The sequence below is a fragment of the Sulfidibacter corallicola genome (assembly GCF_017498545.1).
GTDB lineage: Bacteria > Acidobacteriota > Holophagae > Acanthopleuribacterales > Acanthopleuribacteraceae > Sulfidibacter > Sulfidibacter corallicola.
Genome location: NZ_CP071793.1, coordinates 9,207,706 through 9,232,066 on the forward strand (window position 1 = coordinate 9,207,706; position 24,361 = coordinate 9,232,066).

The 24,361-nt window shown below is 57.7% G+C and carries 21 protein-coding genes; 18 read left to right on the top strand and 3 right to left on the bottom strand.

Annotated features, from left to right (window positions below; translation table 11 throughout):
* Positions 1-28: 28 nt before the first annotated feature.
* The gene (locus tag J3U87_RS27865) at positions 29-1,867 is read right to left on the bottom strand and encodes an ATP-binding protein (protein WP_237379063.1); all 1,839 of its coding nucleotides are present in this window, start codon (positions 1,865-1,867) and stop codon (positions 29-31) included.
* Positions 1,864-4,182, bottom strand: coding sequence for a tetratricopeptide repeat protein (locus tag J3U87_RS27870; protein ID WP_237379064.1), 2,319 nt, complete (start codon positions 4,180-4,182; stop codon positions 1,864-1,866). Before J3U87_RS27870 ends, J3U87_RS27865 begins: the two co-directional genes overlap by 4 nt.
* A 1,524-nt stretch (positions 4,183-5,706) precedes the next feature.
* On the opposite strand from J3U87_RS27870, the gene J3U87_RS27875 reads away from it, so the two are divergent.
* The 8 genes from J3U87_RS27875 to J3U87_RS27910 all read left to right on the top strand — a co-directional run bounded on the left by J3U87_RS27875 (position 5,707) and on the right by J3U87_RS27910 (position 15,335).
* Positions 5,707-6,348: an RNA polymerase sigma factor gene (locus J3U87_RS27875; RefSeq protein ID WP_237379065.1), complete on the top strand. Its 642-nt coding sequence runs from the start codon at positions 5,707-5,709 to the stop codon at positions 6,346-6,348.
* 1,618 nt (positions 6,349-7,966) lie between these two features.
* Complete coding sequence (locus J3U87_RS27880) at positions 7,967-8,812, top strand: hypothetical protein (protein ID WP_237379066.1); 846 nt, start codon at positions 7,967-7,969, stop codon at positions 8,810-8,812.
* A gap of 1,575 nt (positions 8,813-10,387) precedes the next feature.
* Complete coding sequence (locus tag J3U87_RS27885; protein WP_237379067.1) at positions 10,388-11,449, top strand: M12 family metallopeptidase; 1,062 nt, start codon at positions 10,388-10,390, stop codon at positions 11,447-11,449.
* A 461-nt stretch (positions 11,450-11,910) separates the two neighbouring features.
* Positions 11,911-12,645 (top strand): carbonic anhydrase family protein, encoded by a 735-nt coding sequence (locus J3U87_RS27890; protein ID WP_237379068.1) that lies wholly within the window; start codon positions 11,911-11,913, stop codon positions 12,643-12,645.
* 311 nt (positions 12,646-12,956) lie between these two features.
* On the top strand, positions 12,957-13,412 hold the full coding sequence (locus tag J3U87_RS27895) for an Hsp20/alpha crystallin family protein (protein ID WP_237379069.1): 456 nt from the start codon (positions 12,957-12,959) through the stop codon (positions 13,410-13,412).
* A gap of 131 nt (positions 13,413-13,543) precedes the next feature.
* Complete coding sequence (locus J3U87_RS27900; protein ID WP_237379070.1) at positions 13,544-14,233, top strand: methyltransferase domain-containing protein; 690 nt, start codon at positions 13,544-13,546, stop codon at positions 14,231-14,233.
* Positions 14,234-14,355: 122 nt separating this feature from the next.
* Entirely contained in the window at positions 14,356-14,847 is a 492-nt protein-coding gene (locus J3U87_RS27905; RefSeq protein ID WP_237379071.1) for an SRPBCC family protein, read from the top strand.
* Between the two features lie 254 nt (positions 14,848-15,101).
* A complete protein-coding gene (locus J3U87_RS27910; RefSeq protein ID WP_237379072.1) occupies positions 15,102-15,335 on the top strand; it encodes a RebB family R body protein in 234 nt (77 codons plus the stop codon).
* A 239-nt stretch (positions 15,336-15,574) separates the two neighbouring features.
* On the opposite strand, the gene J3U87_RS27915 is transcribed toward J3U87_RS27910, so the two are convergent.
* Positions 15,575-16,627, bottom strand: coding sequence for a hypothetical protein (locus J3U87_RS27915; RefSeq protein ID WP_237379073.1), 1,053 nt, complete (start codon positions 16,625-16,627; stop codon positions 15,575-15,577).
* A gap of 462 nt (positions 16,628-17,089) precedes the next feature.
* Between J3U87_RS27915 and J3U87_RS27920 the strand changes: the two genes are divergently transcribed.
* The 10 genes from J3U87_RS27920 (at position 17,090) to J3U87_RS27960 (ending at position 23,929) form a co-directional block, all read left to right on the top strand.
* Complete coding sequence (locus J3U87_RS27920; protein WP_237379074.1) at positions 17,090-17,764, top strand: SRPBCC family protein; 675 nt, start codon at positions 17,090-17,092, stop codon at positions 17,762-17,764.
* Positions 17,765-17,892: 128 nt separating this feature from the next.
* Positions 17,893-18,171, top strand: a complete 279-nt coding sequence (locus tag J3U87_RS35400; protein ID WP_420038226.1) for a RebB family R body protein — start codon at positions 17,893-17,895, stop codon at positions 18,169-18,171.
* A gap of 50 nt (positions 18,172-18,221) precedes the next feature.
* A complete protein-coding gene (locus tag J3U87_RS27925; protein ID WP_237379075.1) occupies positions 18,222-18,596 on the top strand; it encodes a RebB family R body protein in 375 nt (124 codons plus the stop codon).
* Positions 18,597-18,739: 143 nt separating this feature from the next.
* Positions 18,740-19,081 carry a hypothetical protein gene (locus J3U87_RS27930; protein ID WP_237379076.1) on the top strand — a complete coding sequence of 114 codons (342 nt, stop codon included), beginning with the start codon at positions 18,740-18,742 and terminating at the stop codon, positions 19,079-19,081.
* Between the two features lie 341 nt (positions 19,082-19,422).
* Positions 19,423-19,620 carry a hypothetical protein gene (locus J3U87_RS27935; protein ID WP_237379077.1) on the top strand — a complete coding sequence of 66 codons (198 nt, stop codon included), beginning with the start codon at positions 19,423-19,425 and terminating at the stop codon, positions 19,618-19,620.
* Positions 19,621-20,614: 994 nt separating this feature from the next.
* On the top strand, positions 20,615-21,418 hold the full coding sequence (locus tag J3U87_RS27940) for a hypothetical protein (protein ID WP_237379078.1): 804 nt from the start codon (positions 20,615-20,617) through the stop codon (positions 21,416-21,418).
* A gap of 214 nt (positions 21,419-21,632) precedes the next feature.
* Entirely contained in the window at positions 21,633-21,875 is a 243-nt protein-coding gene (locus tag J3U87_RS27945) for a hypothetical protein (protein WP_237379079.1), read from the top strand.
* A gap of 317 nt (positions 21,876-22,192) precedes the next feature.
* Positions 22,193-22,465, top strand: coding sequence for a RebB family R body protein (locus J3U87_RS27950; RefSeq protein WP_237379080.1), 273 nt, complete (start codon positions 22,193-22,195; stop codon positions 22,463-22,465).
* Positions 22,466-22,858: 393 nt separating this feature from the next.
* A complete protein-coding gene (locus J3U87_RS27955; protein WP_237379081.1) occupies positions 22,859-23,131 on the top strand; it encodes a RebB family R body protein in 273 nt (90 codons plus the stop codon).
* A gap of 399 nt (positions 23,132-23,530) precedes the next feature.
* Positions 23,531-23,929 (top strand): RebB family R body protein, encoded by a 399-nt coding sequence (locus J3U87_RS27960; RefSeq protein ID WP_237379082.1) that lies wholly within the window; start codon positions 23,531-23,533, stop codon positions 23,927-23,929.
* Positions 23,930-24,361: the final 432 nt, after the last annotated feature.

A 24,361-nucleotide genomic window follows, 5' to 3' on the forward strand; every position in this document is an offset into this window, starting at 1 on the left:
CAGCGAATTTCTCGAAGGGGAAGGAAGTTCAACCTTCCAGCACGGGACCGGAACAATCTCGCTCGGGGCCGGCGAGGCAGAAGCTCTCCAAATGCTGAAAGCACCGTGTCAGCGCCTCACCCGTGTCCGAACCCAAGAGTGACGTGGTTCCCGACATCGCCAGGGCCATGGCCTCCAACAAGGACGCCAGTTTGGTCGCGCGCTCCGGTGGCTGGCGAAACAACTCACCGACCAACGCCGCGTTCAGGTTCACGATCACGTAGACCGGACGGTCCTCGGGAAGCGTGTCCGTAAACAACTTGACCATGTTCAACAGCGACGTGCCGATTCGCGCATCTACCTGATCCGCTTCCAGCCGTCTCTTCAATGCCGCATCTCGGTTGGGCACCATCATCAAGGGGATGGCACTGGACGCCAACCTCGTGGCCCTCACCCGAAAGCCCGGCCGACCGAAACACGTCTCCAGGTGCGCCCGTTGCGCCCCAGAGATCTCGACCTCGGGGAACAAGACATCGAGGCTTGGATGGGACCCCAGGATCAAAATGGCGTCGCCACGGTCCTCGCAGTACTTCCGAGCGAACGCGTAAGCGCCGTAACGCGAGCCGCATACAACCGGAATCCCCTGGCTGCGGTACAACATGGTTTCCGGCTCGGGTTCGTCACCCAAACTGACCAGCACCTTTCCCAGACTCGACCCGCAAATGTCCGGCATGACCATGTCGCCTTCCGTGGTCGGCACTTTGAGCTGATTCGCCAAGAGATCGAAGAGCTCGCGGTCGCATACCGCGGCCCCCAACAGAGCCTCATTGTGACGCCGCAAAATTCGTCGCCAGATGACGGGTCTGCGCCTGGCAAGCCGCAACAACCCTGCGATCAAGACGTCGCGAATGACTTCGGCCAGGCGAGCATAGCCCGCATCCTTCTGCAATGACTCCCTGCTTGCCGTGGGCACCAATCGAGACGTCTCGATCGCTCCCGAAACGAACCCTGCCCACAAGGGCAACAAATCACGCTCGTTCTCGCAGACCAACATTCCCCGAACGTACACTTGCATGCTTCGCAAATCGCTGGTCGCATACGTGTTCCGATCCTGAATCCACAGCAACCCATGGAGATCCCATTCGGGAACCACGACCGGAATGGTACAGATCGGCGGCGACCCTTCCTCCAGACGGCCGACAAATTGGAGGTTGCGCATTTCGGAGGAATGCTCGTCCACGGGCTGGCCGGTGCGCCAAGGCGGTGGCTCGTCGTTGACCCGCGTCTCCCCTAAAAAAAGGGGAACCGGCAGCAAGGAGGCATATTTTCGCAACAAATTCAAAACACCCAAAAACGTGTAAGCCTGAGCGAACTCCGGTTTCACATGAACCACGATTTTGGTTCCAACCGCCCGAGGATCCGTTTCTTCGAGCGCGTACTGTCGCCCATTCCGGCTGGAAAAATACCAACCGCGATGGGGCTCCTGATACGAGGTGGTCCAAACCTCGACCTTCCGACCCACGAAAAAAGAGCTGAAGAAGCCAAGTCCGAATGCACCGATCAAAGACCCGTCGGGAGAGGTCGTTGCCAACCTTCGGGAATAACCCGCCCCCATCGTGGCCAGGTAAGCCTTGATTTCCTCGGCGGTCATGCCCGCTCCGTCGTCCTCGACGCTCAGGGTCCCGTTGTCGGGATCGACCGCCACCCGCACAGCCGGATCCCTGGGAGCATCCGACTCGAGGCGCCGACGAACCAACGCATCGTGCGCATTCTGAACGAGCTCTCGGACCATGACGTGGGGTGTCGAGTAGAGGTGTTCGCTCAGTACGTCGACCAAGCCTTCGAAGTCGACTCGAGCGCAATGAAATTCGGAAAAACGCGGGTTCATGTACCCCCCTTGCACGAGTCCCGTTCGAATGACTCGACCCAGTTCAATTGGTAACGCACGGCCAGGCGGTGCCAGTGCGCTACCAAATCGACGAGGTTCAATGCCCAAGCCAATTGGGGCCACATCAACGGATGCGCGTAGGTCGCGGTCGCCCGGAGGAGGCGTTTGTGGAAAGCACGCCACGGCGCTTCGGGCAAGATGGCGAAGCGCCCATAAAGCGCCGGCAGCTCCTCGCAGGTCTGGGGATGGAAGCAGGTCTCACTCGAAGCATCCTCGTCTCGAGCCAGGGCGCCTCCCGCATCCACCACGATTCGCTCCAGTTCGGCCAGGGCCTGATTTCCCGGGTCGACCCCGAAAATGGGAAACGTGGGTACCGAGCGGGTAGCAGGCACCGATTCGACACCAAACACAGCGTCGTGGGCGGCATGCCCTCCCCTGTCCGAAGTGAACCGGAGCGGTTTGACAAGCACTTCATCGCCAAAGTTCAGTCCCGAGCTCGGCGGCGCCAGTTCGCAAACCAGCGCGGTCACCATGCCGGTCCGCCTCGCCGCAAGCTCGAACGCCCCGCCCTGTTCGCCGGTTCCACGAATTCTGACTGTCTCCGTAGGCCGTTCTTCACACGCGAACCCGCTTTCCCGAAGAAAGGTCTCGAATTTCTTGGCATCGAGCGCGTTGCCGACCTGGGCGGCCACCAATGCCCCTTCCCATGCCCATTCCGCAGAGCGATCGTCGGCAGCCTCGAGATCCGCAAGGCAACCAAACGCGGCATCGTATTGGCCGCACTTGCGGTACACCGCCGCCCGCATCAGGAGACTCTCGACGTAACGGGCGTGCCCGGAGGGGATTCGTTTCAAATGGGCGAGCGTTCGTTCCCAGGCGCACTCGCGCCAAGCCAGGTTCGCCAAAAACCAGTGGGCGGTGGCCCGATGGTGATCGGAAACATCATCTTCGACTCGTTTCTCACACGCTTCGCGAAGCCGGTCGTCGTGGCCGGAACGAAAGAGATGGTCACCAAGCAAGGAAAAGAGATGCCCATCCTCCGGAAATCTGTGGACCATCCGTGCCAACCAATCTCCTAACTCGGCCTGGTAGCCCAGTTCACCGAACAGGGACACGAGACGCGTTTGGAGCCGAACATCTCCGGGAGACGACTCGAGTACGTGCAGGAGCCTATCGCAAACCGCCTCCGGATCCGATGATGTCGGACCATCGCCCTGCACAACCCATTTCGGGAAGTGAAGGTTTGCCTTTTGCGCTTCGATTCGCAATCGAAGGTCCGCCAAACGAGAAGGTGCATCCAAAGGGCGAACCAGCCGCGGAAGAATGGAAGCGAAGGCCTCGGAAGCCAGTTCGGCCATGTACGGCAGCCCCGCCTGAAGCGCCAACTCCGCGTAATAGGCCGCGCCTTCCAAAGCGTACCGCAGGGCGCCCAAGTCCAGGAGCCGGCGAAAACCCTGCAGAAAGTCTCGTCGCGTCGAGGTCGCGTTGGCTACGCCCCCATGCCGAACGAGAAGATAGCGCACTTCCATCCACGTTGGATAGAGTTCGACCAGGGACGCAATTCGGCAAAATTCCGGCAGGACTTCAGATGCGGTCTCCACCCGATCGAGGCCGACGAGACACCGGGCACGGCGGATTTCTTTTGCGATGGAAAACCAAGCGTCAGGTTCGGATGCCTCATGGGCCTCGTTCAGTTGCCAGGCTTCACGGAAGCGACCCAAGGCAACCATGTTCCAAAACGTGTCGATGGCGAATGTCGGGGCTCCGCTTCCCTGGCCATTCGACGCAGCGAGTGCTTCCAAACGGGAAAGCTCACTTTGGGCCAACGCCACCTGACCCGCATCGCGCAACGCCGAGATCAGCTCGGATCCGATGCAGGTGAAGCAGGGCCACGAAGCGTCGATTCGCGCCAATGCCTCGGCCGCCACGCGAGCCCGGTCGGGGGCAAATCCCAAATGATCGCGAATATCGTAGGCCCAACAGACATCCTGAACCACACAGATGGCCTGGGGGCAATCCCGGGTTTCCTCGCGGTGTGCGAACTCCATCAAGCGAATGACCTCAGTCATGTGTTCGGCGACATTGAACTGCCGAATGACGACCCCCTGCATCAGCCAATGGCGAAAGTAGAGCTCGAGCCAGGGGTTCTTTTCCTGACGGGCCAACAAAATCGCCTCGGACAGGGTCTGCCGTACCCGGTCGATCTGGTTGGCCCGAACCCATTGGGGTACGGCAAAGATCAAATTGGCCAACCGATGTGCGCCTCGCCTGCGCAACACTTCTTCTTCGTTTCTCAACCAGGCCCAAATATCCATGGTCTCATCCCACCGAGAGTTTCAAGGCCGGAAACACCGAGCCTCATTCAGCGGAAACACCGCAATCGTCCTCCAACCATGAGGCACGCGAGCAGGGCGGAACATCCGAGGCAGCCGGGTGTAAAGAACGACAAACGTCTTCTCACAACAAGAATCGATAAAAGCTCACACACAGGCCATTCCCGATGGGCACGGAAACCGAGCCTTCCAGCCTGCATTTCGAGGGGGAATGGATCGGCCAGCGCGGGGTTCGTCTCGCCGAGGTTCACCGGCGTCCTATCCGTGAAATTCTCCCCAACCCGTTTTACTTCAATATTTTACCCGGATTGCGTTCACCGAACCCAAGGCGAGAATGGCAAGATGAAAAAATTCAAAAAAAGGAAGCGACTAGGGAAATCTAGCAAAAATCCGTGGATCCTGCCAGACCTCCTAATAAAAATTGCCGATCCCGATCCCCAGAGACTTTCCCGTTAGGATCTCAGGTTCTTTCCTAACGGAACGAGCGGGTGCCCATCCGGAACGGAGTCACGGAAGGAGCCAAGTTGGTTCGCCTGGATGGGCAAGGTATCGAGTTCCAGGCGCCAAGTCCCAACAAGCTACTCAATCACAGTTAATTAGCTGACACCGAATCCCTAGCCGCCGATGCCGGACTGCATTGCGAACCTGGCGATTGCGAGGGTCTTTCCCAAAAAATCGCTGCTTCCGGATGGGCCCAAGCACCCGGGAAAGTGCCGCGATAGGCGCTGAATCACCCATGGTGCGCGGGCCTTCCAAACGCATTTCCCCAATTGAAATGTAGGTCACTTTTTTGGTGGACAGCCTCATTAGAATTCCCTAAGATGAAGAAAATTCACACTGATACGGATTAATTTCAATAATTATCATTCAGTTTTTTCTCCTCTTTTTCTCTACTTTCAGCGCTCAAGCTCTTTTCAAAATGAATAGGTCTTCGAACACCAGACGCAATGCTTCACATATAGAGAACGCATTTTTTCACTTTTTCCTTTATTTTCTCATTTGTTTGTTTTAAAAAGATCTACTCTTCCATAAGCCCAGCTCGTTTTTCCGCCAATAATCCAAAAAGTCACACTCGCAAGCCTAGATAGGTCTCGCTCCGTCCAGAGCCGACCCTTGGGGGAAGTCACGCCATTTTGTGCCTTCCAAGTGGCTTTATGGCTCCATGGCTGTACAGCTCGGTCACTCTCCCCGCGACATCCTTCAGGGCCTTCGGTTCCGGTTCGCCCAGAAATCCATGTCTCGCTTTGGTTCAACTCCGCGCCAGGAAAAGGCAAAGATGCGGCTTGACCAACATCCAACATGGGCGAGCGAGCACCGATTGACTCTGGCTGTCGTGCGCTTGCCCATCAACGCCTTCCCGATCGACGGGCCTCCATCCGATGTCCCATCCAACACCGTCACAGCCCGCCCGTACCAACCGCCCCCCCCTCCCCCGGGGAAGAGACATCTCCGTCAACGTGGCCTTATCGGTTGGTCAACTTCAACAATTCTAGGAGATTAGAAAAAATGAAAAAGAGTTTCGGATGTGAATTCGTTCACAATTCGATCCGCCCCGCGTCTACTGAGTACAATCCCCAATTCGAGCATCGCAAAGCATCCCCCGACCCTTCACCCGAGAAAGAGGATTTCGAGGAATTCTGGAACTATTGGCAGGAACACGAACAGAAACTGTTCAATAGATGCCTGTATTTATCCGGAGGAAATCGACACGATGCAGAAGACGCTTTGTCGGACTGTATGATCAAGGCGTACAACTATGCATCGAATGCCACAAACAAAATCAAGAACAAGAAGGCTTGGCTCATGCAGGTCATCCACAATCATTTCATCGATCTATATCGCAAACGAAAATCAGTGCAATTCGCCGACGAGTCATCCAACACCTTGGTGGAAACCTCGGATACCCTGGCACTGGCTCCCAACCAGGAATGTCACATGGTCCACCAAGAGAAACTTGTTCAAGTATTGAAAAGTGCCGATGAACTTCCCAAAAAGTTGAAACAGACCTTTTACATGCACTTCATTCAGGACCTTTCCTATAAAAGCATGGCAAACCAAGGTGGTATTACGGTACCCAATGCCCGAAAACGCGTTCAACTCGTTCGTGAACGATTGAGAAAGAAACTGGAAACCGGCAATGGGAGTTGAGGGTTTCCCCAATCTTCGCCTCCCCGTTCCCCCCGTCGAGTCGACATGACAGCCAACCACGAACCCGGGCTGAGCCAACACGCATTCCCCAACAGACAAGGCCTCCCGGGTTTCATGACCCGCCCCGCAAACGCAACTGGGACGAATGGCCGCGTTTTGAGGGTACTTTGGCAAAGTCCCACATAACCCCCAACAAACGTTCGTCAACTTTATCGGAGCGCGCCGCCAACCCACCGTCTTCATTCATGTATAATGCTCAACATGTTTAATATATTGAATCATTTTCAAATGTTATATTATTGTTTTAATACAAACCATTCAAATATCGCTTACATCCAGAACATTCTCCATAGAAAACCATTGCCACAACATCGACATATCATAAAAAACCATATTTTCTATAAAATCTTATTGACGACCGCCTTAACTTATGTACTTTTATATAACACTCGTACCGAGTCCCCTCGCCCTAGATCTGTTTTAACTGGAGATACAAGTGGAGCTGAAGCACAACTATGCGGTCCATCTGGATGTCACCAAAAAGATCTTATCCAAGAGAGGCTTTTCATTCGTCAAGGAGCTCGATCCGGAATCGGGATTGTTCCTACGCTGGCCGAGTCCGGAAGAGTGGAATGCGGCCTCGGTTTCCATCGCACCCATCGCAGAAAGCGATTTTGACAAACACAACTTATCCGAAATCCTGGAACCACTGGAGCACATCCTCGACCTGACCCTCAAGAATCTCAAGATCATGAGCATCCATAACGTAACCAACCTTTTAGAAAAATCAGAACATTTAAAGTGCATGATCCTCAATCCCACCCAAGGCCATTTGAAAGACACCTTCCAATTCTTTGATCGATGGTTCTGTGCTCATTTAACCATATTTAAGATCCTTCATACTCTCGAAGAGGAAACTCATCCATACCGGTATGATGTTTTGTGGCAGGATGCGATCCAATACCTGATTACCCTCAGATGGCACTTGTACGAAACTCGCTTCAAATCGATCGGCGTACGGTTTTCCGATCGATCCCATTCCAATTTATGTATTGTCGATCATTCCTCGGGCAAGGAGCTGACACAAACGGTACCGTTTGAATCCCACAATGCGCGAATTCTCGACATCAAGGAAAAAATCGCCCACATTCTGGCGGAAGACTATATCGATGCAACCGGCGTTCAACCACGGCTCCGGTGGTTATTGGAAAGTGCCGACATCAAGCACACGCCGTCCCGAAACGAAGCGACACTTTCTCCGATCCATAGGCCCCACCTTTGGCATGTCACGGACAATCCAAAGGAATTTACATTATCGGGCATGGAACGGAAGTTATTATCGTCCTACGCCTTGGAGAGTTATTTATTTTTTAAGGGATTTGGGGGCGCTCGCTTCGCCAACGTTCAGGAAAACCACTTGGGAAAGCGGATCAACAGGCACATCGCCTCACTGTACCGGAGCCTGCCGGTTCCACCGGCCAAATATCTGGATAAAGGCTCTCACCTGTTCACCAGGTGGCCAGACGAACGCCTCCGATGGAAGTCCCACCAAAGAAAATGCGACGCGAGTCTCGAGCGATTCGAGTCGACCCCGACGAACAGCGATCTCGATCGGCGATTGAACCGAGCCGGCAGAGCCTTCGACGTCTACCTGACCTGCCATCGCAGGAAGGCCGCGAAGTCACAACCCCTTTCGGACACCGTGCCCCTGTTTCGCTCGATCCTGGCGGAAGCCGAGAACCTGCAACACAGCTTCTTCCGAACCAATCACATCTCCCAACTGGCGCTGTTCCAAAAACTCTTCCTATTCGTGCTGGCCGTGTACGCCACGGGAACCCTCACCAACCACAGTCATTTGAACTTTCCGAGATTCTGCAAAACGCGCCTTTGGCATTTCTTGACGGATACCTGGTGTTATTTGGCGAACATGATGAGCATTTTGTTCACCGATCGAAAGCGTGAATTCCATGTCCGAAGCCATATTCAAGCGGACAGCATCATTCAATTGATCTTCGATCGCCGCTATTTCAATTGGAATGTGGCCTCGGAAGTCGCCAATCGGGAAGGGACGCATCATTCAGACCATTTCGGTCAATTCCAGAATCTGCTTCGAGGCATCGCCGGCCTGCGCGCCATAACCTGCACCTTGAACAAAGGAATCATGGATACCGTCGAGCCGGTTTTCAAATTGGCCATGGGTTTGGGGTGGCGCCCACCCTGCGACATGACGGTCTGGGAGTACTTCACCCAGTCGTTTACGCCGCGAGTCATCGAAAAGATGATCCTGCCGGCGGCCAGGAGTGTGTTGATCACTTCGGATCGAACCAGCGAGGTCCATATCGACAATCTGTCCATCGATATGGATGCTTTTCGACGCATCATCGAAAATCCCACCTCGTTTCACGATCCCTATGCAAACAAGACCTGGCTGGATCCCGACTTTTCCATGCGCCCAAGTGGGTAACCAACGAAGAGAGGTCCTCGGTCGCATCGCGGTCGAGGCCCGATCCGCGATTCGTCCCGGCAGGAACTGCTCGCCCGGCACCGAGGTTCGACCCCGGTCTCGGACCATGGACAGGGAACCGCGACACGCCCAAGCGGTCGACCCAGGTCGCCTCGTCTCGGGAAAAATCCCAAGTCCGACAAAGGTTTCGGAGGCGATAAAGGGGTCGTGGGGATGGCGCCACCCATTCGGGGAAGACAGGGAACCCAAGGATGGGTTCCCTGTTTCGACCCGCACCGAGGGGTTCGCATTCCCAGGGTTCGATCGAACCGAGCGACAGTTCCTGCCATGCCGGATTGCGTCACGCGAGGAACCATTTCGATGGGCCCACGGCGCACAAACCAACACCGAAGGCGCGACGAACCGTTCCATCGCATGCGAATCACCCCCGAAGGAATCGATCCGATCGCGGGATCGACTCCCCCCAAAAGGAAGCGACCCTCCAATGCGTGCTGTCAATAAGACGCCTGAGAGGATCCTGTGTGAATACCTGGGGTGCCACCGCCCACCTGCCCAAACGAGACCCACCGGAGCGCCGTGCTCGAGGGCACCGGAAAGCGAAAAAGTGCCGGCGGGGACCCACGAAGAGAGAACACAGCCGCAACCTCCACCGGATGATCGAGCCGCAATCCTTGTCCCACACTTACTTCGTTCCAAATCGCCGGTCATCGCGGAAATTGATGCATCACAATCGCGGGAGCCCTTCGTCCCATTGGGTGAAACGGGCTGTAACATGAGCAGGTCGGAAGTAGGTCACGGAACCGACTTCCGACCTCTTTTTCCCAACGCGAGAGACACAGTGCGTTTCGTTTGGCATGAGACGAACTCTACATAGTGCCCATCCAGAAACGGAAAGGCTGCCAGCCCTGGGTGGTTTGACTGGATGGGCACGCGATCAGGTATCAGGCGTCAGGTTTCAGCAAGATACTTGTTCGAAGGTAATTAGCTGAAACCTGATACCTGAAGGCTGATAGCAGCTTGCATTGGAAACCCGACCGATTCAGAGGATCCCTAACAAAAACACCCTGTTTCTGGATGGGCACTACATAGTAACGATTCCTTCCACGCTGCCCGCCAAGGTCTTTTCAAGAAAGCCAGCGGTCATCGCCGACCGGAGTGGAGATCGACCTCAACGGTTTCACGTCCAGCTTGGTTCCCGAGGCAAGCCTGCCGCAGGTTCCTCAGGGCAGCGGTTATCCCCGATAGATCAAAACAGTATTCCTGAACCATGCCCTAAACCCACTATGCAACATCAGATCAGTGAGGCCGAAAGCCATGGCGCGTTACAGAGGCAAAATCCGTTGGATCAAATTCCGCGTCAAGAGGCGCAGCGCGGGACGCAGTAGACGCATTCTCCATCAGCGAATCGCGATTTTGGGATCGAATCGCCTGATTATCCGGCGGCGCTGGATCTCGGCTCGCCCATCAGGCGGAAATGCTCCGACCAACCAGGCGAAGGATCGAGACAAACCCCTGCTTTGCAAGATCGTCCCTCCCCTGATCAAGCGAATTTCTCAGCGGCTCCCCGACGAGCGAATGGCGGGATTGCGGGCGGAAGAATTCGTCTGGCCAAAGGGAGAAGTCCTGACCTACGTGTTCCTGAAGGACGGGAAATGGGGCACCTCGGACAAGGAACAAATGAAGCAGGTCGAAAAGGCGATGAACGAATGGAAGACCCGAACCGGAATGGATCTGGATTTCCAACCCATCGGCGATCAAGAAGATTCCTTGCTGCGCATCGGGTTTTGCCGAACGGATGGATCTTGGTCGTACGTAGGCACGGAGAATCGAAAGGTCTCGAAAAGCATGCCGACGATGAATTTCGGCTGGGATTTGACGACTCGATCGGGATACGGAACGGCATTACATGAGCTCGGACATGCGCTGGGACTATTTCACGCACACCAAAACCCCAGGGGCGGAATCAAGTGGAACGAAGCCGCGGTTTACGAAGACTTGGGCAATCCACCCAACAATTGGGACAAAGAAACGACATACAACAATATTATCCATAAAAATCCGCCGGGATATTATTACGGAGACGATTGGAACCCCAAGTCCATCATGGAATACGCTTTCGACCCGACCTTGATCTCGGCACCTTCTCCCTACGATGAGTGTGGCATCGATGAACCCTTGCAACTGGACCAGGGGGATATCGAAGTGATCAAGAAACTATATGGGGACAAAGCCAGTCATGCCACGAGCACCTTACACCACGATCGATGGGTTCGGCTCGATGCCGATCTCCGCCAGCAGGATTTTGTCTTGGAGCCCGGCCCATCGGGGTTGTACACGATCGAGACATCGGGTAACGCCGATACGCACCTGGACCTCTACGTCCAATTTCCCGGTCTTCCGCACAAGCCGCAACTCCATGTCGCTCGAGACGAAGATACCGGCGAATCGCGAAACGCCAGGATCACGATCAACATGTTGCGTCCCTTGACATACCTACTCAAGGTGCGCAGCGTCTGGCAGGCCTGTTCGGGCGAATCCACCGTGCGTTTTCGATGGGCGGGCGCCACCAAGGAGGGGCCTGGGCGAGGTAGGGGGCACAGGGGAACGCACCGGCCGTACCACTACTTCCCCTTCTGAACGGGACAGGGTCAGGTCCGGAACGGCACCTGTCGGCAAGCGCCCCCGAGCCCGACATTTCCGATCCATGCCGGCAGCGAAGCCGAAGTCGATCACCCAACCGAACACCACCGATTCCACCTCTCCAAAGGAGTCCCTCCTTCGGCTTCCGGCCGTGCCAGCAATGTAACGCCGACACGGCCGGAAGCCATTTTTTCCTTCAGGAGCCGTTGTGCTGCGGGCATGGAGCCCAAGCGGGCATGAACGACGCGAAAAACGACTTCAAAGACGCCCAGGCGCGGCCGGGCGCGTGGCCAGGGTCGCCGTAACCCACCCTCGCGTTTCGACGCATCGATCCCACGACATCGACCGGCAGGTGGTCGCCGTTCGAAATGCCCGTCGGCGGCGGCCCAGGCCAAACGCTGTCGCTCCCGTCTTCCGTTCGACACGGGCCTGAGCGGTCATCACAGATGAGGTTTTGCATGAACAAGGGTTTTTATTTTCTCGGCCGTGGACCCAATACCCCACCGAAACGCCGAACCTTTTTCGGCCGGGCTCCGCGCGTCTATGGCATTCCGATTTCCGACTGGGAACAAGTCGGTTCCGGCAACCTCCAATCGCCCATCGATCTTGGCAAGAAGCACAAAGGAGCGTTCGGGAGGATCTCGTTCCGCTACGGTCCGGTCCCCTTGCATCCGGCTCGCCTGACCGATCGATCACTGGAAATTCCCGTCGCTTCCGCACACCCGCCGATCGGCATGTTTCTGATGGGCGATTTTTTCGAATTGGACCGGCTTCAGTTCCACACCCCGAGCGAACACAAGATCGCGAACAAACGGTTCGCCATGAGCGCTCACCTGGTCCATCACCGGCACCAATTGACAGCGGTCGTGGGCGTGCTCTTCCAGGTGGACAAATTCAATCCCGGCTTCGAACGCATTCTCGATTCCGCCTTGGGCAATCCATGCGACCCAACGGGGACGCAGCCGGACCCGGTCGACTTGACGCATTTCATTCCCGACAAGGGAAGTTACTATCGCTATCTGGGATCCCTGACCACGGCACCACATACCGAAGGCGTGATTTGGACGGTTTTCGATACCCCCTTGGACATCGCCGATTTTCAGTACCGCCGGCTGCTCGGTTCGATGAAGTCCAACGCACGACCGATTCAACCGACGAACGACCGCACGATCAAATATTTCCTGCGCCATTGAGCCTGGCCGGGATTCTGTCGAGCCGCGCATCCTCCGAAACGGACCGGACCGGGCCCCAATGGCACGAGGCCCTGGTCCCACCGGGTTCTGGCCGCGATTCTTCACTCACAAGGATCCATCCGCTTCGTCTTAAATCTAGACGGAACGAGGCTGAGACCCCTTCCGCCACAGTTCCGAAAACCGCGGTGGCGGTCGTCTTCGCACTCCCGATCGACTCGACGGGCCCAGAGAAGGCGTTCCTCGACGCCGGCCCCCGCGAACCCCGAAACTCCGATCCGATTGACCCGCGAACCCACCTGGAGGACCCAAGCATGAGACAAAAAAAATGGATTTCCCCTGCCGGTCAACAAGGGAAAAGCAGAAACAAACCCGGTTTCACCGACAAGGAAGATCCCTACTATCAAGTCATCCAAAATTACTTGCCGGATCAGGATGCCCAGAATCCGGACATCAAGGTCAATATTTTCAACATTCGGCACCAAATGATCTACGTGCTCGACCTGCCCGGTGTCAAAAAACGCGACATCCGCATTCGACCCGACAAGAGTGCGTTCACCGTTTGGTTCTCGCGGGAAAAGCCGCGCAATTTCGAGCCGGAATACCGCGAATCCTATTTTGGCAGCGCGAATCGAACGTTCTCGTGTCCGACGAATTTGGATTGGAAAAAAGCGGATATCGATTTTCAAGACGGTGTCCTCACGCTTACGGTTCCCTTCGAGGGATCGCTGGTTCCGACCGACGCCCATGGTGTTCTGGACCTCTCCTGAGGCGCGATCACCCCAGATGGCGCAGCCACCGCCACCCACTTCGAACAGGTTCCCGCCACCGCGGGCCGCCCCGCACGATGTCCTCGAGTAGATTCCTGCCCTAAACCCACTCGAAATAGAAAGGTTGACACATGAGCCATCTCGAGAATTCGGTCATACCCTCGCCATCGCCATCACGATTCGCCCAATCTCTGTGCATGGACCTGAAACAGGCAGAAACACCCACCTTGGGTTTCCGATCCAAAGACCACCTGTCCCCCACCTGGCGGGAAGACGCGCCGCGCATGATCGCGAATTTGGTGGAAGAATTTGCGGCAATCTACGAGCACATTCTCGATCTCCGCTGCGGCGACGGCCTGCTGGGCGCGGAACTTCACCGGCGAGGCTTCCATCGGATCACCGGGCTCCACGACGACGAGCCCGAACTGCGTCTGGCACAGGCCAGGAACCACTACCAAAACCTAGTGCACTCCAAGCTCAAGGCGCCGCTCCCCTTTCTTCCGCTCTCTTTCGACATCGTCACCTATACCCACCTCGATCAGGGCCGATTCTACAAATCGCTGCTGTCCCACATCTGCCGGCTCATTCGGCCCGGCGGTCACCTGATCCTGACCCTGACCGAGGCGGTGTATCAATACGCACCGTTCCAAAACTTCATCAAGGAGCTCCTGCTCGGCGGGAATTGGACCTGGGCCTTCATTTCCGTACCGCATCCGTACCGATCGGGTCCGGAACGAGCGCGCGACGCCTTGGTGGCTCGATACCTGGTTTTCGAAATCCTCGACCATTCCGGCATGTCCAAAAAGGGACGCACCCTATGAAGGGAGCACGGGATGTCGAACCACCGCGACGCGTGCGAGGACAAAGCAGAAATCAATTCTCGACCCGAACCGACGGGATCGTTCGACGCCTTCGACTCGGGTCGACCATGGGGGAGTAATCGATGCAACAAGGTGAAGATCGACCCAGTGTCATCCGACATGCCACGATCGAATTGGAGGTCCACTTTCCCAGTGAACGCGGAGAAGTGTGGAACACGTTGACCAACCACATGCCTCGCTGGATCCCCAAAACTTACTATAGCCTGCCCACCTCCAAACGCATGGTGTTCGAGAGAAAGATCGGCGGGAATGTCTACGAAGCAGGTGACCATGGCAGTGGCTTGGTGTGGTTCCAAATCACCGCGATGATCCCCGACACCCACATCGCCTTCAAAGGCTATCTCTTCCCTGCCTGGGGAGGGCCCGGTGTTTCGTTCCTCACCTTCGACCTCTCCCAAACGACGTCCGGTTGCAAACTGCTGTTGACGGACCAAGCCATCGGCGTCATCACCGCCGATACCGAAAACACTTGGAGAAATGGATGGAAGGATCTCATCACCAACCACCTGTATCCCTACCTGATCAATTTCTACAATCGTGTGGAGTTGAAATGAGCCAGTGGTCACCGCGAAACTTCGTCTCGTTGCGACCCGCACGTGCATCTCGACCCCTCGCGTCTCGAAGGAGCCCTCGTCGTGCCGGCCGCTGCCGGGATCCACGGACCCCGCATCCGGATCCGTAACATCCCGCAAGGGACACCGCCGAGAATCGAAGGCGGGTCGACCCGCTCACGAGGCCTCTCGCCCACCCAACGGCACCGTTCCACCAACATCCAACCCCACAGGTTCACGCGTCCAGGAGGACTTCCATGATCGCCGCCACCCCCGTGTCTCTCGAAGCCGTCGCCAATCTCAACGACGAGGTGATCGGCCGCGCGCCCTCCCTCGCCATGGGCAATCTTTACGTCGCCACCTCGCATGCGATGGCGCTTTCGGCCGAGAACACGGCCTTCATGATGGCCCAGAACAAAATCACGGCATCGGCCGTGACGTCCGCAGGTGCCGCGATCATTCTCGCAGCCGTGGCGAGCGCCATCATATAGGAACCCCTGAATCGCGGAAGCCAGGAAAGGACGGGGCAACCATGGCCTCGCTTTTCCTGGTTCCGATTTTCCCGGATTCCCGATGAAGATTCGTCGGCGGCAAGACCCATCGCGGGTTGAATGCACCACTTCGCTTGAAGAGAGCCACGGACCAACGGGCATACCCGGCTCGTTTCGAGAAAGAAACAACGCGAAGCGAACCGTTTTGGAGAACCCGCCGCGGCGCGCGATCCCGCTGGTTAGGAAACCTTCGAGCGAGGCGTGCTCGGTGATTCGACGTGACGCAGGCTTCCGTCTTTCTCGATGGCGAGTGTTTCGACGGTCACGCGCATGCAACCAAGATAGTGATCCCAAACCGGCACCGACAGCCGCACCGAGGCCCTCGACTTCACCTGGTTGGAAGGCGTTCTCGCAGGAGCGTCGGCCCCGCGATGACCCGAAACCAGCGTGGTGACCGGACAGTCGGCGATTTCAAATCGAGGGACCGAAGAACGCAGCCCGCGGAGCTGTCCCAATCGCTCGATGCCCAGGGGAGGCAGGACTTGTCGCCGAACCAAACTTTCCTCGACCAGAACCGGAGCTAGGGAGGATCTCACCTGGCCCTTGCCGCACAAAATCCCAGGCGGGCCATCCAAGAGAGCCGTCGCCACCAAGTGCCTCTTGGGCGCGGCCGCCTCGGCCCCACCCGCTTCCTCCGCCACGTGAATCACTTGCCAAAAACCGGGGCCTCCGGCGCCTGGCGGAACCCGAAGAACGGAAAACCAACCCCGCACCGGTGCGCCCCAAACCGCAACCGCAATCCCCGGTTGCAATTCGTCCTCCGGTCCGGAACCTTGGCGCCGGCATCCGGGAAGCGGCTCCGAGACCAGGCACTTTCGATCCCTGTCCCAGCGATATCGCTGGATCCACAAGGTCCCGGAGCAAACCGCTTCGCCACTCCCGTTGGAACGCTTCGAAATGCACGCCTGCCCGCCGGGTACGAGGCGAAAGACGTGAACCAGGCCCTCGGCAAAAGCAACCTGGCAAGAGGCCAAGTGGGCACGGGTCAAGCGCGGGTGGCCTGTGCCACCACGCGATTCCGAGGTCCTTGAAATCTCGGGGCGGGTCGGGTACATCGGCAGCGAAAGAGGCCGTGTCCACGAACCTCGAGCGGAACGTTCGGCATCCGGACAGGACGTGCTTCGATAGCGAACCACGTTGTCGGGAGATACCGAAAACAAGATCGTATCCTCACCCAACTTTAAGGAAGTCAGGTAGTTCGACGGTGGATCGAACCGGGGCTTCAAAAACACGGAATCCTACTCCTCGTACCCGTCTCACCGCAACCTGGGGCTCTTCGAACCAGGGATTGCACATTCGGTTTCGGGTGAGACCATACTGGGCCCACCTTGGGTGAGCCATGTTCGGGAATCACAGTATTTCTAAAGACTCCGATTTCGCCTTGTTGTGACACCGCGACGTGTCTTTTTTTCGCATCGATCCAAATCACGGCGACCCGGTTGATTTTCGGGGCCCGAGGCGCGGCCTTGGAGGCCGGACTCCGTGAATCGGGTGTGGCGCTTCATCGTGCATCGCACATCTTCAAGTGGGGTATCGCCGAACACGACGTGGCCTGGTCGAAAGCCAGGAGCCGGGGGCGCTAAAAGGCGCATGAGCGAACCAGTGTGTCATCAGAGGTTTGCAGGCGACCCGCCGCGAAACGGGCGAAAGAATGTCACAACTGGTCGTCCTCGTCGTCAAAACGGGTGAAAGGATTGAGCGCGACCGCCACGAGCGCAGCGCAACAAGTCCCATTGGATCGACTCTCTCCGTCCCGTTCGTCGGGCAAAGCGCACGATGTCCGCTCTGCCATCGATGCGACGAATCGTACCTATCGATCTCCTTTCGGCGATCCTTTTCCACTATTTCTAACGATGATGGAAAACACCATGGCAGCATATGAAAATCCCACACAGTCGATACGTCATACCCGAGTGCTTTTAGAGATCGTGTTTCCGCTACCCCGCACCTACGTATGGCATGCGTTCACCCAGAAAATGAGCGATTGGATGCCCAAGGATTTTTATATTCTTTCTACCTCACAAAAAATGGTGTTCCAAACTCGCGTAGGTGGACAGGTTTACGAAACCGGCGATCGGGGAGAGAGTTTTACCTGGTTTCAAGTGGCCGCGCTGGTGCCTCAAAAGCATGTATCGCTGGTTGGGCACCTTTTCCCTTCTTGGGGCGGGCCGGGCGTCTCGTTCATCACCATCGACCTGACCGAAGCCGGCAGCGGTTGCAAATTCCAGTTGGACGACCAGGTTCTGGGACATATTGTCCAGGGAACGGAAGTCATTTGGAAAATCGGATGGGAAGAATTGCTTTCGAAACACTTTTCCAATTACTTGAAGAACGACCAGAGCCAAGGTGACAAAGACCTGTTGTTGTGAGTCGCCAAACGTATCGGAACGGATCCGATCCTCGGCATCGAGCCACGCGTGGCAAGGATTCCGCGACGCCGCGCCACGCTTTCCAGACCTGAACGAAAACGTCCCTCGTCAAACTCGAGTGAACGACCATGGGTTTTCCGGTTTCGACAACAAAACTGCCAGGGGACCTGCCCGCGGAGGAAACCGGAACCGTTGCACAGACCCCCGCCCAAAGTGTGTCACAACTGTACCAGGCGACGAGCCTGTCGCTTGCGCTCGCGGCCCAGAATGCCGCGGCCATTCAAATGCAAAACAACATCCTGGCCCAGGCGGCAACCGCCGCAAATGTTCAAAAAATACTTTCACTAAATGTGAGCGGGAATCGTCTTCGGAAGAGAAGCGTCGTCAGAAAACCCGCGAAGCGATAGCTTGATTTCATTGAATCCACTACCCACGAGAGGAAGAGGAGTGTCGTGTCATGAGCAAGGAACTCATCTCGAACGATCCATTGAACACCCTACAACCGGATTTGGTGCCCCAGGACAAGGCGTATTCCCCGCGAAGCCACGAAATCTTGGATACGGTCATGGCCGAGGCCCTCGGCATGGCCATGCACAACGCCGTGAATGCGCAAATCCAATCCCAAATGACCACCAACGCCTCCATCACCTCCGCCCTCTCCTTCATTCTGAGATCGTTCGAAGCCTTGCCGGAGCCGGAATTGACCGGCACCTACGACGCCCCGCAAGAAATCGAGCGGGAACCGAACGGCATGCGAACCATCGCGCCGCCAGCGACCGCGGGGGATGCCCCCGAAACCTACCCCGGCGAACCCGACCCGCCACCGCGATGACCGGGCATGGCCTGACGGGGGCGAGGCCTCGCCGGCCGTTTCCCAGAAGACTCCTCCCCGTCCCCCCACCACCAGTATGCAACGCCGCCGGGTAACGCCGGCCAAACACAACGGTACCCGCCAATCACGAAACGAGGGTTGACATGAGTGAAGAGAAAGTCGCACAGCCGACGCCACAGCAGGTTCAGAGTTCGTTGGAGATCAACACGAGTGGTTCGGAAAAAGCCTACCTATCGGCGGCGCATACGCTGGCCATCGCGTTTCAGGACTCCGTGGACAACATGAGGAACATGAACTCCATTTCCGCGACAACCATTGGTGTGGCGCTCGCCAAGTGTCTGGCCGATCCAGGCCATTCAGGACACTACATGGCGACCATCGCCCAAGCTCGTGCCATGGCGAAAGACGCTCGCGAAAATTTCGACCAAATCGGAACCAGCGCCACCGAACTGTTGGATACCCTGCAGTCGGTGGCATCCAAGTGACGCGCATCACCGCATTCGTTCACGGTCGCTCGAACGCCTTCGGCATGCCCCGAAACGGCTGACTCGAAGCGATTCTTCGGATGCTCGCGACCTCACGCAACCCGCGAGATGGTTCCCGCTCACCTTCGCAACCCCCTATCCAGATCCTCCGATCATTGCGGCGTTCATGCTTCCCGGGTTCGCCACGCGCGAACCAGTGGAAGATCGTTCCGAACGTTCCACCTATGCCAGGCGTGCGGCTCCGAGAGCCAATCGCCGCCTTCCCGTGTATCCGGCGGGAAGCGAGATCAACTGTTTACCGCCTGGCGGTGAACCCAACGTTCGAGCCAAAAGGAGCAGCCATGGCCAGCGAAGCGGAACAAAACGCGGTCGAAAAAGAGTCCACCGCGGTGTCTGAAGAAGGTAAGTCCCACGAGGACAGCGACCAGGTTTCCAAAGAGGGCTGTGAAGCCAGTGCCGAAGTTCTGGCGAACAACGATGCTGCCAATGTCGTCAAAGACGCCGAAAACGTCAGCAAGGAATTGTCCGGTTCGGCCTGATCTCCCCCGGGCCGTGCATCTCCCTTGCGTTGAACACCCGATCGCCACCGGCACCTCGCAAGGAGATGGGATCTCCTGCGGTCGCATCCCAAGCCGAGCCGACGGTGGATGCCATCGCGAATCGCGTCGTCGGCCCTCGAAAGAACCTGTCCCTCGAGGTTCGATCGAGCAGATCCTGGAGCGGTCGCCGCCTTGTCAGAAACCGCTTCATTCCGTTCTTCGAACCAACCCGAAATCCAGGAAGGGACACGTCACATCCCGTTCCTGCGATCGTATCCGCAGGATTCACGACCACATCGCCTGGTGGAAACGGTGGTGTTCGCCTCCATCAGCCTGCCAGGCCTTTGGAAGCGGTACTTCCGGAGGAGCCCCGAGCCTCGCCGGCGGAACTGCGCCCCGAACCGGTTGAAGAGACCGGTTTCGCGGCACGTGAATCCCCCAACACCCATCGTACCGAAAAGAAACCAATCAGAATCGAGGTGAATCATGGCAGAAACAACGAATCCTGTCTCCGAAGAGGCCGCATCTGTCGCTGTCGAGGCGGCACTTGTCTCGGAGGAATCGAAGAATGTCTCGGACGAAGTCAAAGGAGTCGTGCAAGGCAACGGCGGCGGCAATGGCGCTCGTTCCTCCCCCAGAAGAGTTGTTCGGTCCCGACCCAGAGGGCGGGTCATAAGGCGATAACTCATTGCCTTTCGACAGGCAGCCACGGTTATGGGGTGTCGCGGGCCCATGCCCGACACCTCGTGTCGACGGGTATCGTGCCGGCGACTTCCCGTCACCGTGCGATGTGACCCGGCGACCGATGACCGCCGTCCTTCATCCCATCGGAGAGTTACGCCCCTGACCAAGCCCATCCCAACTTGGACCCAGGTTCCGCGCCCTTCAAGGTGCCGATTCGCTCGGCACCACCCAACTCCCCTATCCACCCGCAAGGCGCCCCCTCCCGAGCCCCACTCCCCCACGGCAGCGAGACGCCTTCAGGAGAAACATCGTGCCCCAATCCGTTCGCCATCCCACCCAGCCACGCTTGGAACTCCTGCTGCACTACCTTTTCGAATACGTTTGGACCATCGACGCCATCGTCAAAGCCAAAGTCGTCCGCGATGAATGGCTTTCCGCGGAACTTTCCTCGGATTTGATCCAGTTTCCCCGACTCATCTCCAAATTGTTCCAAGAAGTTTCGGTGACGTCCCAGTCCGGTCCGTCCACCCACCAACGGTTTTCTCGGCTGCAGGAGTTGGCCGATCACAAACGGTGGGTCCGCGAGTCCTTGAAGCGGATCGTGGTCACGGGTCAGAAGTGTTTCGGGAACGAGGGAAAGAACCATCGACGCGACCCAGATTGGGGCCTCTTCACGGAGAAACTCGCGTCCGAAATCCAGTCCGTCACCAAACGCATCGTGGGGTTCTCTCGGAGGCCCGACTCGATCCTCTGGGAACACCACGCGGAAGCGCGCACGGAGCTGCCCATCCTGGCGACGCCCGGATGCAAGGTGGGCCTGATCGCCGCCATCGACGACCTGTATCGAAACGCTCAGATTTCGATCGGCGCGATCGCGGTATTGAGCACCCTGGAGCGCGTATTCGACATGCCGTTCGCCCGAGATTTGTACCTGATCGACATGACCGTCAACAGCACCAAACCAAAATGGGTGGAGCCCCACCCGAAGTATCGAAAAATCGTTCGCATTTCCCTCGATTCGATCCAACAGATTCGGGAAGCGCTTGTCGGCCTGGCCACCGCGAATTTTGGTTCCGCCTTTAAAAACCGAGATGTCACGGCACTTTTCGACTAGGCGCGAAGGAAGGGAACTCGAGGTCGGCTTGCGACCTGGCCACCTCACGACCGTGGGTCTCGCTTCGCACGGCGCGTTTCCGCAAGGATTCGTGATCGCCTCGGGGCGCGCCTGCGCCAGCCGAATTCCGCCAATGGCCGAGATCGCGTCCGGCCCGAGTTCCCTTCGCGAAGCAAACCACCAGACTCACCACCACTCATTGGGAGGCCCCAGAATGAAGCACAAGCGAGATGATTCACAGTTCGACTACTTGGCCGTCGCAAGGGAAGCCCAGGCCGTTCAGCAGGATGCGCTGGCCAACTACACCACGGGCGACCCCTACAAAGAATGGTATTTCCACGGAACGTCCCCCAACTTCCCAGCAGGACGCGAAGGGTTCCCCGATCGCGAGAACGCCTTCGAGCGGGATGCCGACGGAATCGATCCCGAAGAACGATCGCCAAAGGATGCGACTTAACCCCTTCCCCTTCCCTTTCTCTCCTCCAAGCTGTCCGTCGCGTTCCCTCCGTCCGGCTTCCCGAAGGACCGCCGGTCGCGCTTCGGCAGTGATCGGGCGCACACCGACTGCGCCGCTCTCGTCTCCTTTTTCGTGATCTCAATCCTTCAAAACCCAGATCCGCGCGGAGGACGCGTTCGGCACCAGGGGCGTCGGGCGGAAGCCCTCGGCCCTGTTGCCGGCCTACCGAACTCGCCGATCGCGAATGCCGCACTCACCTCAACCCACGACCAAAGACCCTCGGGTCACACAAGTTCTTCCAAAAATAGGAGCGTACCATGGCATTTCCCACCGCAGTCAACAGCCAGATCACCGATTCCGTCACTCAGGTCAACACCAAAGTCGTCGGCGATTCTCCCGCCGTCGCCACGACCAACCTCTACCTGGCCACCAGCCAGGCACTCAGCAACGCCGCGCACAATGCCACCAGCAACCAACAACAGGCCTACATGACCATGCAGGCCGCCACCACCCAAGGGGTATCCAGCCTCCTGCAATTGGGCACCACCATCACCGGTGAAGCTTCGGAAAACATCTTGGATTCCAAGTAAATGAAGGCTGGGCGAGGTTGAAGGAACAGCATCCGCCAGGGTCGGTTGCCGATGACCCAAAAATCGGAACCCTCGAATCGGCCCTCGACCTCGCCACATTCCGTTCTCGGTCACGGCTCGGCACCTTCCTTTCGCCAAGCCGGACACCAACAAAGAAGCAACCTGCATGGTGCGACGCAGGAAGACGAATCACAGGGGCCGCCGAGACGGGATCCACGGAGAAGAGCGGCGGGGTCGGCCCCAGGGCCGAAGCCACCGTTGCTCGATCCTCGTCCGGGGGCTCGCTCTCCCCGTTCCCTGTGGCGCTTCGGGTGTCGCCCCCTTCAGGTCACACCTACTCTGGGATCGATGGCGCAGCCGTCGACCCTCCGTGATAAGGACAGGAGTTCAAAAATGGCATTCCCAACCGCAGTCAACAGTCAGATCACCGATTCCGTCACCCAGGTCAACACCAAAGTCGTGGGTGACTCTCCCGCGGTCTCCACGAGCAATCTCTACCTCGCGACCAGTCAAGCCCTGGGCAATGCGGCCCATAACGCCACCAGCAACCAACAACACGCCTTCATGACCATGCAGGCGGCTACCACCCAAGGGGTTACGAGCCTACTCGCCCTGGGCACCGCTGCCACCGGAACGGCGTCCAAAGAGATCATCGAACTGAAATGATCCCATGGGGGTCGTGGCCTCACGTCGCCACCTCGCTTCCGGTGACGCGAGGCAACGGTGGCGCCGCACCGTCCTCCGAGTCCACTCGGAGACGGGTCCGGCGCCGCTCGGTTCGACCCGGCAGATAGGATTCCCCCCGATTCGTCTGGGAGCCCCCGATCCCAGGCGAATCTCTTCCTTGGGACAAGGGGAAGTGCAAGACCGGACCACGCCGGGCCCCCTTCCCCTTCCCCATTCGATCCCCCGCCTCCGCACAACCCGCTCTGTTCCTGAACCGCATCCACACACAAACCCTGGCGGCCAGGTGTCCGCGATCTATCGCGCTTTGGGGCACCCATGTCACCAGTGCAACCAAAATACAGGTGTCCATCCCGCACCTGACGAGGAGTGATCCCCAACATGGCATTTCCAACCGCAATGAACGATCAGATCACCGATTCGATCTCTCAAGTGAACCTACAAACGGTGGGTGTCGCCCCATCGGTCGCGTCCACCAACGCCCTCATCTCAACCAGCCAGGCGATGGCCAATGCGGCCCACAACGCCACCCTCCAACAACAGAACGCCGCGACGCACATCCAATCGGCGACCACGGTCGGCCTGATGCAATTGCTGAACGCCACCAACAGCGTGATCGGGCGGTCCCGCAAGTCGAAACAGCCAAGTCCCCAGCCGGTCAACCAGGGCAAGGCCTCGCGAACGCGCGTGGTCCGCGCGCCCGGTTCCCGATCCACCCAAAGCAATGACCACGGAGACCAAGCCATCCACGACAACGACGGGAACAACGCATTCGTCTGATCGTGGCCTCCACCTCCGGTACCAGGGGCGATCCCGCTCGCGGACTCCCCCCTCGCCGGGTCCGAACCAACACGTCAACGGTGCGCGTGTTTCTCACGGCACACGCGCCCTCACCCTTTCTCGTTGATCGCGACCGGACCACCGCGAAAATCAACGCCCGTTTCGCCGTGATGCAGGGTATTCGCGCAACGACCTGAACCACCAGCCAACTCGGGAGTCATGTGACGCGCGCGCCATGGACACGCGGCGAAGACGCCTGGCGACCGGCGACCGTTCGCAGATCTTCTCGAGTTTTTGATCGAGTTCGCATGGACCCGTTCGACTGTGGGGCTTTCGAGGCCCGACGCATCGCATCGAGGCGAATCGCTCATCGAGGGTTGAAGAATCCGTTCTACAACGCAAGTCCCACAGGATGCAAGATCCTTCACCCTG